This is a genomic window from Pedobacter sp. 05T44 (assembly GCF_056395985.1).
The window spans coordinates 247,972-265,562 of sequence record NZ_JBFTKO010000006.1; the positions used below are offsets into that span (position 1 = coordinate 247,972).

Consider the following 17,591-nt stretch of genomic DNA (forward strand, 5'->3'; position numbering starts at 1 on the left):
ATCTAAAATATTGACCAATATTTTGGATATGGTATTGGCGGTTCATTCTGTAAAACGGGATATAAATTTACTAAACCAATCAAAACTAAATCAGATTGACAAATAACAATCTTTTTTAAAACTTAACCAAATATAAATGAAAAGAAAATTATTACTTCTGGCGATGTTTTTAGGCCTGCAATATGCAGCCGTCGCGCAAACCAAAAAAGTATCGGGTAAAGTTATCGATGCCACCACAAAACAACCTCTGGCGGGTGTTAGTATTACTGTTACAGACACCAGGCAGGGAACAAGTACAAATGCGGAAGGTGCGTTTACCTTAAATGCCCCTTCCGAAGCAAAAACCATTCTGTTAACATTTGTTGGCTACCAGGACCAAGTTGTTGAACTTACGGGTAAACCACTTCAAATTGGTCTGCTGGTCGATAATAAGGACCTCACCGAGGTTGTAGTAGTTGGTTATGGTACGCAAAGAAAAAAGGACCTTACCGGCGCAGTAACTTCAATAGGATCAAAGGATGTAGGAGGGCGGCAAACACTTCAGGTTTCTGAAGCCCTGCAAGGCAGTGTTGGCGGTGTTTCTGTAACCCGTACCAGCAGTGCTCCCGGCTCCGGATCCAACATCTCTATCAGGGGGATTACTACCATTGGAACAAACAGCCCGCTAATTATTCTGGACGGGGTGCCTGTAAGCAATATTGATAATGTAAACCCAAATGATGTTGAAAACATTACGGTACTAAAAGACGCTGCCTCGGCTGCAATTTACGGATCAAGAGGGGCGGCAGGCGTAATTTTAGTAACTACTAAAAGAGCTAAACAGGGGCAGAGCAGTCTGGAATATAACTACGAGTATGGCGTGCAAAGAGCAACCGCATTACCTGAATATGCAGGCGTACAGGATTATATGCGCTACTTTAATGAGCAGGCTACTAATGATGGTGCTTCTACCGGCCCTTTTCCACAATCAAGTATCGACAAGTACCTGGAAAACAACCTGGCAGATCCGGATAAGTATCCAAATACCAATTGGCAGGAAACCGTTATGACCAATAAATCGGCCCCACGCCAACGCCATGATCTGGTGTTTACCATGGGAACTGATAAAATAAAAACCAAGGCTTCGCTGGGCTATTCAGATGCCGGAGCATTTTACGACAACAGATCTTACAACAGATACCTGTTTCGTATCAACAACGACCTGCAGCTGAACAGCAAAATGAATATCAACTTAGATGTTGCCTATAAAAGAACAACCAACAAAGGCAATGCAAATGAATTAAGTAACAACTACAATCCCATTTATGAGGCGCGTATTATGCCTCCAATTTATGATGATTTCTATTCCAACGGGCTTTTGGCTTTTGGAAAGGATGGCAGAAACCCAATTGCCCAGATCAATGAGGGAGGATTTAGTAAAACCCTTGCAAATCAAATCAGCGGTCGCATTATGTTTAATTACAAACCCATTCAGGGACTTACGCTGACCATGCAGGTAGCACCAACTTTTGATCTGGATAAGGACAAGTATTTCTCTAAACAAATAAAGTTTACCAATGCCGATGGCAGTGTAAGTACCATTGTGAACCAGCCTAAAACTATCCTGAGCGAAGGCAGAAATGAGGCTTTTAGCATTAACGGGCAGTTGCTTGCTAACTATACCAGAGAGATTGCAAAAGACCATACCATTGATGTGCTTGTGGGTTATGAAGAAAATTACAGGTCACTTGAATCTTTGGGTGCTTCCAGAACCGGTTTTGCCCTTGTTGATTTTCCTTACTTAAATGCCGGAAGTACAGAACTGAGAGACAACTCGGGCAGTGCAAACGAATCAGGATTACATTCCCTGTTCAGTCGCTTGCAGTACAATTATAAAAACAAGTATTACATCCAGGGAAATATCCGTTCAGACAGATCTTCCCGATTTGCTGATAAATTCAGAAATGCGGTATACCCATCGGTTTCGGCAGGCTGGACAGTTACCGAAGAAAGCTTTATGAAAAGTATGAACTGGCTTTCTTTCCTTAAATTAAGAGGATCATGGGGCCGTGCTGGTAATGAACGATTGTTAGACAGGAACAATAACCCCGCTTACTATCCTTACCAGGCAACCATAGATTTTACAAATGCACTGTTCTATCAGAATGGAGTTGTTACCCCGTTAACTGGAGGCGGACAACAGGTATATGCAGTAGAGAATATCAGCTGGGAAACCAGTCAGACCACCGATGTGGGATTAGATGCAGCTTTTCTTGATAACAGGTTAACCGTTTCTGCTGATTACTATAAAAAGAAAACTTACGATATCCTTTTGCCGCTTGATATTCCGCTTTACTTAGGATATGACAAGCCTAACCAAAATGCGGGGGTATTAAATGTGAAGGGATGGGAACTGGAAATGGGCTGGAAAGATAAGATCGGGAACGTGAATTACGCTGTTGCAGCGAACGTTTCAGACGCCAAATCAAAAATCGGAGATCTAAAAGGGACAGAATTTAGAGGTGATCAGATTATCCGTAATGGCAGCGAATACAATGAATGGTTTGGTTATAAAGCCAATGGGATATTTCAGACAGCGGCAGAAGTTGCGGGAGCACCAGTGCTAAATGCAAACACTAAAGCAGGAGATATCCGCTACCAGGATCTGAATAATGATGGAAAGATCACTACCGACGATAAGGTGTTGCTTGGCGGAGCTTTACCCCGCTATCAGTATGGAGGAAATATAAGACTTGATTATATGGGCTTTGATTTTGGTGCAGTATTTCAGGGAGTTGGGAAAAAGTTAAGCCGGTTAAACGACGAAGTTACCCAACCATTTGCCGAAGCTTTTGGAAACGTACCAATTGAAATGGTTGGGAAATTCTGGAGCCCGAATAATACTGCCGAGCAAAACCTTCAGGCCACTTATCCAAGGTTATCGCGTACCTCTACGTCGAACAACTATACTTTGTCTGACTTTTGGTTAATCGACGGCTCTTACTTTCGTGTAAAAAACCTTACGCTGGGCTATACTTTAAAGGAAAGCTGGATAAAAAAGGCAGGCATTCAGTCGTTCCGTTTCTATGTCTCAGCTAACGACCTGTTTTCGTCCAGTAAGTTTCCAAAATATCTGGATCCTGAAGCCGGAAACTATGCTTACCCAATTGTAACCACAATATTGGCCGGTGCAACCTTAAAATTTTAATCATGAAAAAGTTCTATTTAATTATCATCATATCTGTAGGTCTTTCGGCCTGCAATAAACTCGACCTCAATCCACTTTCTGAGGCCTCGACCGGGAATTTTTATTCCAACCAAACCGAATTGGAACTGGCTGTTAATGACCTTTACCGACTGGTTTTCTGGGGGAATGATAACGAATTGTTTGGCGACAATGAGTGGCACCGCGGCCAGTTAACAAATGCAGTGATCGGCGGCACGATGAATGCCGACGATGCTGCGGTGCAAACTTATTGGTTAAACTGTTACAAAGCCATTGCAAGAGCGAACTCGTTTCTAGCCAATAAAGATAAAGCTGCGGCCAATACGCCAGCAGCAGTGATGTTGAGACTGGAAGCAGAGATGCGTTTGATCAGGGCAAACCAATATGCTAAACTGGTTACCCATTTTGGCGACGTTCCCTTATTAACAACCACTTTAACCCTCGAAGAATCATACGGGATCACCAGAACCGGTAAAGATCAGGTACTTGATTTTATTTTTAAAGAGCTTGATTTTGCTATCGCCAATTTGCCTGAGACCTATGCGCAGGCCGAAGTGAAAAGGTTAACCAAGGGTGCAGCCTTAGCTGTAAAAGCACGAACTGCTTTGTATGTAGGGAAATATGACGTGGCACGCGATGCTGCAAAAGCAGTAATGGATTTAGGTGCGGCCAATGTTTATAGCCTTAATGCCAGCTATTCTCAATTGTTTTTAAAAGCAGGTGAAACCAGCAAAGAGCTAATTATCAGTATTCCAAGAGATCAGGCCCAACAGGTTTTTAACGGAGCAGGTTATGTGCAGGACAATATTTCCAGAAATGCCGGTGGCTTTGGCGCCCAATTGCCAACACGGGATATTGTGGATGCTTATGAGTGTACTGATGGTAAACCCATTGATGAGTCGCCTTTGTACGACCCTAAACAGCCCTTCAAAAACCGCGATCCCCGTCTCACGGCAACTGTTGTGGAGTTCAACACCCAATGGCTGGGGTACAATTATACCCCGCATCCGGATTCTTTAACGGTTTATAGTTCAAAACAGAACAAAAGTGTATCCAATAAAGATTCACGTGCGGTTGCCGCATTTGCAAGCTATACCGGTTTCCTTTGGAAAAAGGGTATTGACCAAACCTGGGCCGACCGACTTGCCGAAGACAACGATGCCATCATTATCAGGTATGCCGAGATGCTGCTGACTTATGCAGAGGCAAAGGTAGAACTGGGAGAAGCGGATGCTACTGTTTTAGATGCCATTAACCAGGTGAGGGCAAGAGCCTATGGTGTTACTGCTGCACAAACCACCTTATATCCTGCTGTAACGACAACAGATCTAACAGAACTTAGAAAAGTTGTACGGAGAGAAAGAAGGGTAGAATTTGCAAAAGAGGGGCTTCGCTACATGGATTTGATCCGCTGGCACCTGGCCGAAAAGGCACTGACAAAACCAGTCATTGGTTTACCTGATCCGGCAAATCAAAACCGCTCAAAATGGCCTTTCCCGGGCATTACTCCGCTCGACGATGATGGCATAGCCGATTAMTCGGGTTTTGGATCTGATGTTAAGGCACTTATTGAAAGGAAATTTGATAAAAACAAGCAATACCTGTGGCCTATACCGGCTGTAGAAAGAAGGGTAAACCCCAACATCACTCAGAACTTAAATTATTAACCTATAACACACACAAATGAATATTAGCCCTAATTTAAAAAGTTGTGCTGCCCTGGCGGCACTACTTTTATCTTTGAACACATTCGGACAGAAGACAACGAAACCACTGCAGGTAAGTGGTGTATATCCACATTTAGCTACGTTTAATGAGGGCTGGCCAAAAACAGAAAAAAGCACTGTAGGATTTGGTGAGGGGTTTGAAAATGGCATCGKAGCGATAACCCCATGGGCAAATAAGCTATGGATGGTTACCTATTCTCCTCATACCCCTAATGGAAGTGCAGATAAGCTTTATAGCGTAGATGCAGATCTGAATGTAACCATACATCCGGAAAGTATTGGCGGCACTCCTGCTAACAGGATGATCCATAAAGAATCGAATCAACTGATCACCAGTAGCTATTTTATTGATAAAAATGGAAAAGTAAGGGCAATTCCCTTTTCCGTAATGCCAGGCAGGATGACCGCAACCGCAAGGCACCTGACTGATCCGTCCAACAAAGTATACTTCTATGATATGGAGGGTAAGGTGTATGAGGTTGATGTAAATAGCCTTGCTGTTAAGAAACTATTTGAAAAACCTGTACCCGGCTGGCATGGAAAAGGCGCCTATACCGGTCAAAACCTCTTTGTTGTTGCGAACAACGGCGAGGATGCTGTTTTCAAATTGACGAAGGATATGCTAAAAGCAGGAGATTTGCCTAAGGGGCCAGAAGAAATGGGTGTTTTGGCAAGCTGGGATGGTAAGACCTGGAAAATCATAGAGCGAAAACAATTTACTGATATCACAGGACCCGGTGGTATTTATGGTTCACCAGACGATAAAAGTCCGCTATGGGCAATAGGCTGGGATAGGCGATCGGTAATTTTGAAGTTGCTTGATGGCGGACAATGGTATACTTATCGTTTGCCAAAAGCGGCACGTACCTACGACCATAGAGGCGGATGGTATACCGAATGGCCACGCATCAGGGAAGTTGGCAATGGAAAAATGCTGATGGATATGCATGGCATGATGTACGACTTTCCAAAAACTTTTTCGAGAAACAACAGCGCAGGTATTTCGCCTTTAAGCAGCCACTTGCGCTATATTCCAGATTTTTGCAGCTGGAACAATCAGATTGTAATTGCTACAGATGAGACTACTGTACTGCAAAATCCAATGGCCGGTCGCTCTCAATCGAACCTTTGGTTTGGCCAATGGAGCGATTTAAAAACATGGGGCGGTGCAACCGGTTGGGGCGGCCCATGGGATAACGATGCTGTAAAAGCAAACACAACTTCGGATGCCTTTTTGATCAATAATTTCAACAAAAAAGTGCTGCATTTAACCCAAACATCAGAACAGGCAGTGAGTTTTACCATACAGGTTGATAAAACAGGGAATAATAAATGGGTAGATTATAAGGTAATTAAGGTGCCAAAAAATGGTTATGTGAATTTTATTTTCCCGGCCGATTTTAAAGCTACCTGGATAAGGTTTAAAACAGATAAGGATTGTAGGGCTTCTGCTTTCTTCCATTTTACCGGAACAATGCACGAAAAGCAAGATCCTGTGTTCAATACTTTAAGCGATATTACCGACAAAGATGAGATTAGTTCTACGGTCATTCGCCCTGCAAACTTCAACAAAAACCTGCAGGTATTGTCGACCAGTAATGGCAAAAGTCAGTATGTAGAAGTTGATGAAAAACTGACCTTTTCTAACGGAGCGGTAGACAGTACTTCTCAAATGAAGCGTTTGCTGTCGTTAAGTAGAACCTATTCTGTAGATGAGGCTTCTGTGATTATCAAAGATAAAACGGGAACTTTCCGTTTACCAAAAACATCGGATGCTTACGAAACTTTTCCTTATCGCGATCGTCGCGAAGTTGAGTCGGAGCGCTTTATGCTGAACATACAAGGAACCTTTTATGAGGTTGGTCGCGAGGCTGGTTTCATAGCCCTTCGTCCGATTACCACACACCATAAAAAGATCGTAGATTTTTGTACGTGGAGAGGGTTACTGGTACTAAGCGGAACCAAACAGGGGGCAAAAGCTGATGGCCACTACTTTGCCAATGAAAAAAATACTGATGGACTTTGGTTCGGGGGAATTGATGACCTATGGAAAATGGGCAAACCTACAGGCCATGGAGGCGTTTGGGAAAGAGCTGCGGTTAAGTCGGGCACACCATCGCTGCCATATCTTATGACGGGGTATGATAAGAAGAAGGTTTCCTTAAGTGCTGATAAGGATGTGAAGATCACCTTAGAAGTTGATTTTGACCTTTCCGGCTTTCACACCTATAAAACCTTTACTGTTCCTGCCGGTAAAACGATCAACTATGAGTTCCCACAAGGGTTCAGCGCACATTGGATAAGGGCAATTTCAGATAAAGCCTGTACTGCCACAGTTGAGTTTACCTATCAATAACAAAATGGAAGTAACTAAAGAAAGAACGGCAACCCAGTATCTTCTGAGTGCGCCCGTAATTGTGGCTGCACTTGGGTACTTTGTAGATATTTATGACTTACTGCTTTTTGGCATTGTACGCATACCCAGCTTAACGGAGCTTGGGCTAAATGAAGTGGAACGCTCTGTTCAGGGTGCCAGTATTTTAAACTGGCAGATGAGTGGTTTGCTGATCGGGGGAATACTTTGGGGTGTTCTTGGTGATAAGAAAGGGCGTTTGTCGGTTTTATTCGGATCCATAATTACTTACTCTATCGCCAATTTTGCCTGCGGGTTTGTACACGATGTGAGCATTTATAAGCTATTCCGTTTTGTAGCCGGGGTAGGTTTGGCAGGAGAACTTGGCGCGGGTATTACGCTTGTTTCAGAAAGTTTACCTAAAAGGCTGAGGGCCATTGGTGCTTCAGTAGTAGCAGGAGTGGGGCTTCTTGGTGCTGTTGCCGCTTATTTTACCGTGGAACTTTTTAGCTGGCGATATGCCTATTTCACCGGTGGTGGATTAGGCATATTGCTTTTGTTTCTTCGAATTGGTGTTTTTGAATCGGGCATGTTTAAATCTATGCAGGACTTTGATGAACTTAAAAGAGGGTCACTGCTTTCCTTTTTTACAGATAAGAGCAGGCTTAAGCTTTATCTGAAATGCATAGGTATTGGATTGCCCACCTGGTATGTGATCGGTATTCTGGCCACCTTTAGCAACGAATTTGGTAAGGCATTGCACATTGCAGAAAATGTTAAGCCCGGTTTGGCAGTGATGTGGTGTTATGTAGGGCTGGCATCAGGCGACTTGCTGAGCGGTGTAATCAGTTATTATCTGGAATCGAGGCGCAAAGCGGTGGGGTTATTCATGTTGTTTACTTTAATCGGAAGTATTATTTATCTATATGCCGGCATAACCACCGCCACAGGTATATATATGATGCTCTTGTGGCTTGGATTTGGTATTGGTTACTGGGCCATGTTTGTAACCATTGGTGCAGAGCAATTCGGCACCAATATAAGGGCAACTGCTGCTACTACCATCCCCAATATGGTAAGAGGAACAGTGGTAGGGATGACCACCTTGTACGGCTTTTTGAAACCAACTGTATTAGAGCTACATGCTGCGGCTATTGTTGGTTTCATCTGTTTTGCAATCGGGTTTTACTCCATTATTACTATTCCGGAGACGCACGACAGAGATCTAGATTTTGTAGAACCGGAGTAAAATCCGGTCTACATGCCTTCTAAGGGCTTGTAATTCAATCATTAAAAATATTTTGTGAATTAATTTGGAAATGTAAATACTATATCTACATTTGTACTGTACTACATAAGTATTACAGTGCTACTTTATTCACAACGCTATGATCGAATTAACAAACCTTAGTTTCGGATACAGGAAAAAAGAACTTCTGTTTTGGAATCTGAACCTTAACCTGGAGACCGGCCATATTTATGGCTTGTTGGGAAAAAATGGGGCAGGTAAATCAACTTTACTTAAAAACATTGCAGGACTGGTATTCCCAACCGAGGGTACCTGCAAGGTTAATGGCCTTAGTGCAGCCAAGCGACTTCCTTCTTTTTTACAGGAATTGTTTTTTATTCCGGAAGAGATGGAACTGCCGTCGCTTTCAGGGAATGAATATGTTCGCCGTACGGCTCATTTTTATCCAAAATTTGATCACGCACAATTCTATAAAGTACTTGCTGAATTCAATGTGAATCCCGATGACAATTTAAAGCAGTTGTCTTTTGGTCAGCAGAAAAAAGTAATGATCACTTTTGGTCTGGCCACCAATACCTCATTGCTGATTATGGACGAGCCGACTAACGGGCTTGATATTCCTTCAAAAGTTCAGTTCAGAAGAATCATGGCCTCTTCAATCACAGAAGACCGCTGTATGATCATATCTACCCACCAGGTAAGAGATCTGGACAGTCTGATTGATACCTTACTTGTCCTTCACAAAAAGGAAATTGTGCTGAACAAGAGCCTGGATGATATTGGCGACCGCTTACTTTTTACCACGTCGGGTAATGCCAATAAAGAGGGAGTATTATATACCGCGTCTAACGCTATCGGCAATAATACCATTAGCATCAATAACCAACAGCACAACAACAAGGTTGATATGGAGCTGCTCTTTAATGCGATAATTGATGATCACACTGCTGTAATTGAATCTTTAAAATAACGCTATCATGAACGAAACTTTCAACTTTACCCGCTTTCTTAATCTGTTTAAGAAACACACCGCCGAGCAATACAAAACGTACTTAATGTCCACAGGCGTATTAATTGGAGTGTTAATCTTAGTCCTGGGTTTTATAAGTTATAGTACCAGGGGTCATATGGGCCCTGTTATACAAGCAGCAATGTTTGTAAATTTCCTGTTTTTTTCGGGAACTATTTTTACCAGCCTGATCTTTACCGATCTGGGCGACAGAAAAAAATCAATTCCGGCGTTATCGCTACCTGCTTCTCATTTCGAAAAATACCTGGTTGCCTGGCTATACTCATTTGTGATATTTCAACTTGTTTTTCTGGGCTGCTTTTATGCTATTGATTACCTGGTGATCAGTATCGGGAATGCAAACTCACCTGATAAAATAGAGGTTGTAAACGTATTTTCTCCTGATAGGAAAGTGTGGGTGTCATTTTTAGTGTTCGCTATATTACATTCTATCTGTTTTTTTGGTGCGGTATTTTTTGAGAAGCTCCATTTTATAAAAACGGTATTCAGTTTTTTCATTTTTATTGCGGTGTTGTGCCTGTTAAACCCGGTTTTACTTCATACTATATTTCAGGAGGAGATTGAAAATGGGATTCCCTTTAACATGGTCGGCCTTATCATCAAAAAAGAGAATATATATATTGAGCCAACACAAACAAGTTATATTATTGCGGCAACAGTAGCCATTTTGATTTCGGTAATCCTTTGGATAAGTACTTACTTCAGGCTAAAAGAAAAACAAGTGTAAGATGGAATTTAGAGAGAATGAAGCGATATACATGCAGATTGCAGGTTATGTAACTGAAAATATCATGTTGGAAAAATGGTTGCCTGAGGAAAAATTGCCTTCGGTACGTGAGCTGGCATCCGATCTGCAGGTGAATCCGCTAACTGTTGTAAGGGCGTATGAATTTCTGCAAGGTAAAGAGGTAATTGCCAACAAAAGGGGCATCGGTTTCTTTATTGCTGCAGATGCAGTACAGAAAGTAAAGAATTACAGCAAGGAGCGTTTTCTGGGGCAGGAGCTACCGGAGTTATTCAAAAGCATGTATCTGCTTGGCATTAGCGTAGAAGATATTGCTGAGCGATTTGAGATTTTTAAAGCACAAAACTACCAAACAAAATAGTTATGAAAACCAGCACAATGTTTATACTAGCAGCAGTGGTTGCCACATTTATTGGCCTTACCGCCTATAATTTTAGCCTTAAGGCATCCTTTTTAAAAGGAGACTATAAAAATCGGTTTTATGGTTTAACATTTAGTTCTGTTAAAGATGTAAACGAAGTCGAATTGCAGTCGGCAAACAGAATTACCATCCGCATTGAGAAGGGTAAAACCCCGGGCCTGTGGTTAAGAGACAGACTTAAGGGAAACCTGGTATGGACAAAAAATGGAAATTCGATAAAAATAGATCTGACAAAAGCAGCTAAAGACGGCGGTTTTCAGATTTGGGACAATGAATTGATCCTGATCATGCCAAGTACTGTTAAGCTAACCAGTCGTGCATATCACAGAGACAAAGAGGAAGAAAAAAGGGCCCATATTTCCGGCAACATTAATATTTCCGGTTTCGAGCAAGATGCGATGCAGTTGGATCTGGGTAAATACACCAGTGCATTTTTAGACAAATTGAAAGTGGGCAAGTTAAATGCGGTAATAGGTAATAAGGACAATGGGAATGCCAGCCTGGTTATTTCTTCGGCAAACCAGATCGATACGGCGGCTTTTGATATTCCTGGTGAGGGAAGTCTTGACCTGATGGATCCTAACATTACCAAAACGCATTATACCATTTCCGATAAGGCAACGGTTTCTTTAAACGGCAAAGCCTTACAGGCCATTAAAACAGAATAAGTGTTGATGCCATAATAATATTACCATAATCCGGAAACGGTAGCCATTATATTTTCAGATAATTTAATAAATTAACGGAAAATATTTCCTGTATGACTATTAGTAAAAAGCATCTTTTGGGATTGCTGACTGTTTCCGGATTACTTCTGGCTTATAAAAGTGATAAAATTGGATCAAATAGCACATTTGATTTTGCTTCAACAGCCAGGTATGCTGATACCATTGGTAAATACAGAGACTGGAAAGTTACCGGAGGTAATGGTGAAAATATAAAATATTCGAAGCTTAAACAGATCAATACCAGTAATGTAAGCCGGCTAAAGGTTGCATGGGTATATCATTCGGAGCAAAACGACAATACTAAATTTGGTTCCATTCAGTGTAATCCCATCATCGTTAATAACGTACTCTATGGAGTATCTCCAAAGCTAAAGCTCTTTGCGATAGATGCGGCTACCGGAAAAGAAAAATGGAATTTTGATCCGGCCGATTCTACCATAAATAAAACATGGCACCGCAATAGTGTAAACATGAACAGGGGTGTGGCTTATTGGCAGGAAGGAGCCGATAAGCGAATCATTTATACCGTAGGACCAATTGCCTTTGCAATAAATGCGGTTAGCGGTAAACTGATCTCCAGTTTTGGTAAAGACGGTGGGATAGACCTTAGGAAGGGGCTTGGAAGAGAAGAAAGCAAGGTTTTTGTAGCGCCTACTTCTCCCGTTATGGTTTATAAAAACCTGTTCTTTTTGAGCGGTTATGTAGGTGAGGAAACGCCGGGATACATCCGCGCATTTGATGTGAAAACGGGAAAACAGAAATGGGTGTTCCATACCATTCCTATGCCGGGAGAGCCCGGATATGAAACCTGGGAAGACAAAACGGCCTATAAACGCATGGGCTCCACAAATAGCTGGTCGGGCTTTAGTCTGGATGAAAAGAGAGGAATGTTGTTTGCCGGAACGGGTAACCCAAGCAATGATTTTTATGGTGGCGACCGACTGGGCAAAGGACTTTATGCCAACTGTGTACTGGCTTTAGATGTCCTTACCGGGAAATTGAAATGGCATTTTCAAACTGTACACCATGATGTATGGGATATGGATATTTCCAGTCCACCAATATTGACTACGATAACCCGTCAGGGTAAAAAGATAGATGCGGTAGCGCAAACTACTAAAACCGGGCTTATTTTCGTTTTCGAAAGGGCTACTGGTAAGCCGCTTTTCCCTATTGTGGAAAAGAAGATGATTACAAATACGCCAATTATTGGTGAGAAACTCTGGCCAACCCAGCCTTTCCCTGTTTTGCCTAAGCCTTTTGCCAGACAGATCTTAACAGAGAACGACCTGAATACTTTGGTTAGTGATTCATCTCAACAGGATATTAAAAAGCGCTTTAAAACTTATCGTTCGCAGGGAATATATACTCCGCCGACCAAAGAAGGAACCATTATTTTTCCGGGGTATGACGGTGGAGGCGAGTGGGGAGGCCCGGCTTTTGATCCTGAATCAAATATCCTGTACGTAAATGCCAATGAAATGGCCTGGGTGCTGAACCTTGTGGAGAATGAGCCGCCTGTAACTACGGCGCAAACGAATCTGGAAGCAGGCGCGGCCTTGTATAATAAGCATTGCATGGTTTGCCATGGTCCGGAACGATTGGGTGCAGGGGATTATCCGTCGATAGTGGGTGTTGAGAAGAAATATAACCTAACGCAGTTTACCGAGCTGTTGTCTACAGGCAGGCGGATGATGCCGGGATTTAATCACCTGAGTAAAGAAGAAAAAAACGCAATAGGATCATTTATTCTTGATCTTAAAGCTGAACAGGCAAAGCCTTATACCGGAAAATCAGAGGCCAAAACCGCAAAGGCAGCAAAGCCTTCTTATGGATCTACGGGTTATAACAAGTTCCTGACTAAGGAAGGTTATCCTGCGATCAGTCCGCCATGGGGAACTTTAAATGCCATCAACCTGAATACCGGGAAATATGTGTGGAAAGTTCCTTTTGGTGAATTTGAAGAACTGAAAAAGAAAGGAGTGCCCACTACAGGGCGCGAGAATTACGGAGGCCCGGTGGTTACTGCAGGCGGACTTATCTTTATTGGTGCAACAGCGGATGGTAAATTCAGGGCGATAGATAAAAAAACAGGGAAAATACTTTTCGAAACAGATTTACCTGCACCGGGTGTAGCCACGCCGGCAGTGTATGAAGCTGATGGTAAGCAATATGTGGTGATTGCCTGCGGAGGCTCAAAATGGGGAGGCAAATCTAGCGATGCGTACGTGGCGTTTACACTTTAGTAAGTAAATGTTAACCTACTGTTAAATATTTTATATAACTTTACTGGAAGGGATTAAAGATATTTATGAACGCTTACAGTAACTTTTCCGATCTGGAACTGACTGTTTCATTGAAACAGGGGGATGAACGTGCATTCAGGCAGGTTTTTGACTTGCATTTCAATAAGCTATATGTTTTCTGTTTTAGGTTCTTAAAACAGGGAACGGGCTGAAGAAATTGTTCACGATGCTTTGTTAAATGTTTGAGTTAACCGCGACAGGTTAAATGAGGAGTTTTGCCTTATCTGTATACCATTACCAGAACGCTGGCGCTAAATGCACTAAGAGATCTGGCCACGTTGCAAAGGGCTATTGATGCGCTTTGGACGGATATGGAAAAGGTAATCAATGAAACTGAAGAGTCTTTGTTGTTAAGCGACCTAAGGCAGTTTACAGAAAGTGCTTTGGTGCAGCTGCCGCCACAGCAACAGCTGATTTTTCGAATGAGCCGGTACCAGGGGCTTAGCTATGATGAAATTGCAGAGCAGTTGCATTTATCTAGGAACACGGTGAAGAACCATCTTATCGCGGCATTGAAGACTTTGAGAACGCATTTTAACCAGTCGGATGTGGCGTATTTTATATTGATTAGCGTAGGGATTGGTTGCGGGGTGGGTTAAAAAGCAATGCTAAATCTGTGCATGTTGTTTTCATAATGATAAGTAACCTGCCACTTATTAATGTTGCAAATCTGCTTTACAATTGATAATCCAAGACCATTGCCTTTGTACCCGGCAGTTCCTTTGCCAAATCTGGTGAACAACTTAGATTCAGGGAAAGAAAGCGGTTCTCCTTCATTACTGATCGCCAGCGAATGTTCATTCAGGCTAAAAACTATTTTGGAACCGGCATCGGTATAAGAAAGGGCATTTGTTAGCAAATTAGAAATCAAAACTTCCATCAGGAATGAGCTGGCATACACTACCTTGGACTCAATATGCTGTTCAACCTGTAAGTCTTTATGCTGAAACAGGTCTTCCATTAAATCATAATTGCGTTTCAGCGTATTCTCTAAGGATACCCATTGTACGTCGGTAAATGCATTATTCTCCAGTTTGGCCAGCAGCAGCAAACCCTTGTTTACTTTACTAAGGCGTATTGTTGCTTCTTTTGCATCGTTAAGTAAACGCGCAATGTCTCCCGTTAATGGTTGCTGACTAATACTTTCCAATCTCGTTTTCAGGATACTAAGAGGGGTTTGAATTTCATGTGAGGCATTTTCAGTAAATTCCTTTAAAGCCGTATATTCCCTTTTGCCCCTGGCCGCCAAATCGATAAGTACGCTGTTCATTTCCTTAAACTCAGTCACATCAGTACGCGTTAGCTGTAATTCTTCTTTTGAACTTACAGAGTACCCCTTCATCCGCTTCAGGTTTATTAAAAATGGTTTCCATATCCTGCTGCTAATGAAATAGTTGACCAACGTGCCAAGTACAATTAACAGGACTGCTATGGACAGGAAAATGTAGAGGATGGTTTTAGAATAATTGTCCCAGCCAATATATGTAGTCATAACCCTAATGCGGTAGGGCTGACCATTGATCTTTTTGCTCTCTGAGAAGTAGTAGTACCCTTCAGTTACTTTTTGGAGCCGATCATAAATGAGGGTGTCTTTAAAAACTTTAGGCAGCTTCATCAGGCTTTCATCGCCCTTGGTGATGGTTACCAATGGGAAAGCTACCGTTCGCCCCATATGGATTTCTTCGGCAACCATATCGGTCTGTAATTCCAGCTGCTCCTCTATTTCTTTAGATATTTCATGCCTCAGAAAAAGGAACAGCATGCAGCCGGTAATGCCTAAAACMAATGCACTTAGTCCAAAATGATAATAACTAATTTTTGATAAGAGCCTCACTAGTACGTAAACTTATAACCCATTCCATATACTGTTTTGATGTATTCTTTGCCGGAAATGTTGCACAGTTTTTTCCTCAGATTCTTCATGTGTACATATACCGTATCGAAGTTATCACTCTGGTCGAAATGATCTCCCCAAAGGTGCTCAACTATTGATGCTTTGCTCACCACACGGTTCTTATTGATGACGAAATAAATGAGCATGTCGTATTCCTTTCTGGTTAGGCTTACCTCGCTGTCTTTGAAAAAGAATGATTTGGAAGAAGGGTGCATGGTGAAATCGTCGAATGTGATCTGTTCGGCACCTTTTAATGTTTTTCTGCGGTATATGGCGTTGACCCGGGCGTTCAATTCTTCCAGGTAAAAAGGTTTTGTGAGGTAGTCGTCGGCGCCAAGATTTAATCCATTCAGTTTGTCCTGAAGCGAATCTTTTGCCGAGAGAATAAGGATTCCGGTTTCCAGATGGCTTTTTCTGATGTCTTCTATGAGGTCTATCCCGCTTCCATCGGGCAGGGTAATGTCGAGCACTACAACATCATACATGTAGTCCCTTAGTTTCTGCTCGGCCTGACCAAAAGTTATAGCCTGTTCGCATATGCAATCGAGTGAGCTGAAATAGGTTTCCATTTCTTCCAATAGTACCGGTTCATCTTCTACAAACAACACCTTCATAATTATTATTCAAATTAAATACGATTTTTTTAGACTCTTTAGAAATTCTTTAGAATTGGCTTTAATATTTGCAGCAAGATTAGCACTTATTTAGACTTAATACAAACAATATAGTGATAAATTATATAATCAAATAGAAAAATGAAAATTCAATACTTTAAGAGTTCAGTATTTATTGCCCTTGCTGTTGTGGGTCTTGCTTCGTGTAAGAAAGATAATGTTCAGGATGATGTTATTCCTCCTTATGAAGTGCCAACAACCTACAACTTCGCCGGAGCAAACTACACTGCTTCGACGCAAAGGGTAAAAATGGCTTTAGAGTTGAACTCTTACCTTGGAACTGCATTAAATGCTACCATTACTTCAACAAAAGCAAATGATTATTTTAACAATACTAATAATCCATTTACAACTGATGCAACTCTAAACGCATCTGGTGTGAAACTGGCTGACAAAACTGCTGATGCTGAAACTTTCACAGGATACTTTGTGGAGCAAGCTGCAAACAGTACTAAAAATGCCATTGAAGCTACAAACGGTAGTGCTGGTTACGTTATTAAAGGCACTTCAAAAAGACTGGTAAGCGCAACAGGTTTAGAGTACAACCAGGCAGTAGCTAAAGGTATGATGGGCGCTTTATTCTTTAAAGAAGCTATTAATATCCTAAACAGTGTGCCTGATGCTAATAATGTTACTGTTACTAATGGTACAACAGCTATGCAACGCAGCTGGGATGAAGCTTTTGGTTATTTAGGTGTACCTGTTGATTACAATCCGGACAAAACCTATGCTAACACAGATGCGGTTAGACCATTATTATGGGGTGGTTATCTTGCTGAACGCGGTAAAGGAATTGAAGCAGGTAAAATAATTTTCAACGCTTTCTTAAAAGGCCGTGCGGCAATTGGGGCTAAAGATTACCTAGTTGTAAAAGAGCAGATCACTATTATTCAGGCTAAATGGGAGCAATTGGTTGCTGCCGCGGCACTTGCTTACACTACAATACCTACTAATTCAGTAAGCGTTGGTGACCTGCCTACGCAGTTCCATGCTTTATCTGAAGGTTATGGATTTATTTCATGCTTCAAATATCGCCCTGCAAACAGTAAATTAACGGACGCAAACTACCAGAAGCTTAAAGCAACAATCGGTACTAATTTCTATACATTAATCAACGAGGCTAATTTTACTAAATTGGTTGAGGCACAAAATATATTAAAAACAACCTACGGTTTAAACTAAATAGCAGTTTTGTTTTAGTAAGGCTCCTGGCACTTTTGCGCCAGGAGCTTTCATTGTTAATACATTAAGTTAAAGAA

At 41.9% G+C, this 17,591-nt stretch carries 13 protein-coding genes; 11 read left to right on the forward strand and 2 right to left on the reverse strand.

Annotated elements, in window-relative coordinates; all coding sequences use genetic code 11:
* Positions 1-136 precede the first annotated feature (136 nt).
* The 10 genes from AC1DDK_RS12660 to AC1DDK_RS12705 all read left to right on the forward strand — a co-directional run bounded on the left by AC1DDK_RS12660 (position 137) and on the right by AC1DDK_RS12705 (position 14,363).
* The gene (locus AC1DDK_RS12660) at positions 137-3,187 is read left to right on the forward strand and encodes a SusC/RagA family TonB-linked outer membrane protein (RefSeq protein ID WP_337716543.1); all 3,051 of its coding nucleotides are present in this window, start codon (positions 137-139) and stop codon (positions 3,185-3,187) included.
* 2 nt (positions 3,188-3,189) lie between these two features.
* Positions 3,190-4,872 (forward strand): RagB/SusD family nutrient uptake outer membrane protein, encoded by a 1,683-nt coding sequence (locus AC1DDK_RS12665; protein WP_477633941.1) that lies wholly within the window; start codon positions 3,190-3,192, stop codon positions 4,870-4,872.
* Between the two features lie 16 nt (positions 4,873-4,888).
* A complete protein-coding gene (locus AC1DDK_RS12670; RefSeq protein WP_477633942.1) occupies positions 4,889-7,288 on the forward strand; it encodes a hypothetical protein in 2,400 nt (799 codons plus the stop codon).
* A 4-nt stretch (positions 7,289-7,292) separates the two neighbouring features.
* Positions 7,293-8,534 (forward strand): MFS transporter, encoded by a 1,242-nt coding sequence (locus tag AC1DDK_RS12675; RefSeq protein WP_337716546.1) that lies wholly within the window; start codon positions 7,293-7,295, stop codon positions 8,532-8,534.
* Between the two features lie 139 nt (positions 8,535-8,673).
* Positions 8,674-9,504 (forward strand): ABC transporter ATP-binding protein, encoded by an 831-nt coding sequence (locus AC1DDK_RS12680; protein WP_172659764.1) that lies wholly within the window; start codon positions 8,674-8,676, stop codon positions 9,502-9,504.
* A gap of 7 nt (positions 9,505-9,511) precedes the next feature.
* Positions 9,512-10,291 (forward strand): hypothetical protein, encoded by a 780-nt coding sequence (locus AC1DDK_RS12685; protein ID WP_172659765.1) that lies wholly within the window; start codon positions 9,512-9,514, stop codon positions 10,289-10,291.
* Between the two features lies 1 nt (position 10,292).
* Complete coding sequence (locus AC1DDK_RS12690; protein WP_172659766.1) at positions 10,293-10,670, forward strand: GntR family transcriptional regulator; 378 nt, start codon at positions 10,293-10,295, stop codon at positions 10,668-10,670.
* Positions 10,671-10,672: 2 nt separating this feature from the next.
* The gene (locus AC1DDK_RS12695) at positions 10,673-11,398 is read left to right on the forward strand and encodes a hypothetical protein (RefSeq protein WP_172659767.1); all 726 of its coding nucleotides are present in this window, start codon (positions 10,673-10,675) and stop codon (positions 11,396-11,398) included.
* Positions 11,399-11,490: 92 nt separating this feature from the next.
* The gene (locus tag AC1DDK_RS12700) at positions 11,491-13,704 is read left to right on the forward strand and encodes an outer membrane protein assembly factor BamB family protein (protein ID WP_172659768.1); all 2,214 of its coding nucleotides are present in this window, start codon (positions 11,491-11,493) and stop codon (positions 13,702-13,704) included.
* 275 nt (positions 13,705-13,979) lie between these two features.
* On the forward strand, positions 13,980-14,363 hold the full coding sequence (locus AC1DDK_RS12705; RefSeq protein WP_246269423.1) for a sigma-70 family RNA polymerase sigma factor: 384 nt from the start codon (positions 13,980-13,982) through the stop codon (positions 14,361-14,363).
* Here AC1DDK_RS12705 and AC1DDK_RS12710 read toward each other — a convergent pair.
* A complete protein-coding gene (locus AC1DDK_RS12710) occupies positions 14,360-15,598 on the reverse strand; it encodes a sensor histidine kinase (protein WP_477633943.1) in 1,239 nt (412 codons plus the stop codon). The two genes, AC1DDK_RS12705 and AC1DDK_RS12710, sit on opposite strands and share 4 nt — an antisense overlap.
* Positions 15,598-16,272: a response regulator transcription factor gene (locus AC1DDK_RS12715; protein WP_172659770.1), complete on the reverse strand. Its 675-nt coding sequence runs from the start codon at positions 16,270-16,272 to the stop codon at positions 15,598-15,600. Before AC1DDK_RS12715 ends, AC1DDK_RS12710 begins: the two co-directional genes overlap by 1 nt.
* A 141-nt stretch (positions 16,273-16,413) precedes the next feature.
* Here AC1DDK_RS12715 and AC1DDK_RS12720 point away from each other — a divergent pair, with 141 nt between their 5' ends.
* Positions 16,414-17,514, forward strand: coding sequence for a DUF4856 domain-containing protein (locus AC1DDK_RS12720; protein WP_288878983.1), 1,101 nt, complete (start codon positions 16,414-16,416; stop codon positions 17,512-17,514).
* The last annotated feature ends 77 nt before the right edge of the window (positions 17,515-17,591 follow it).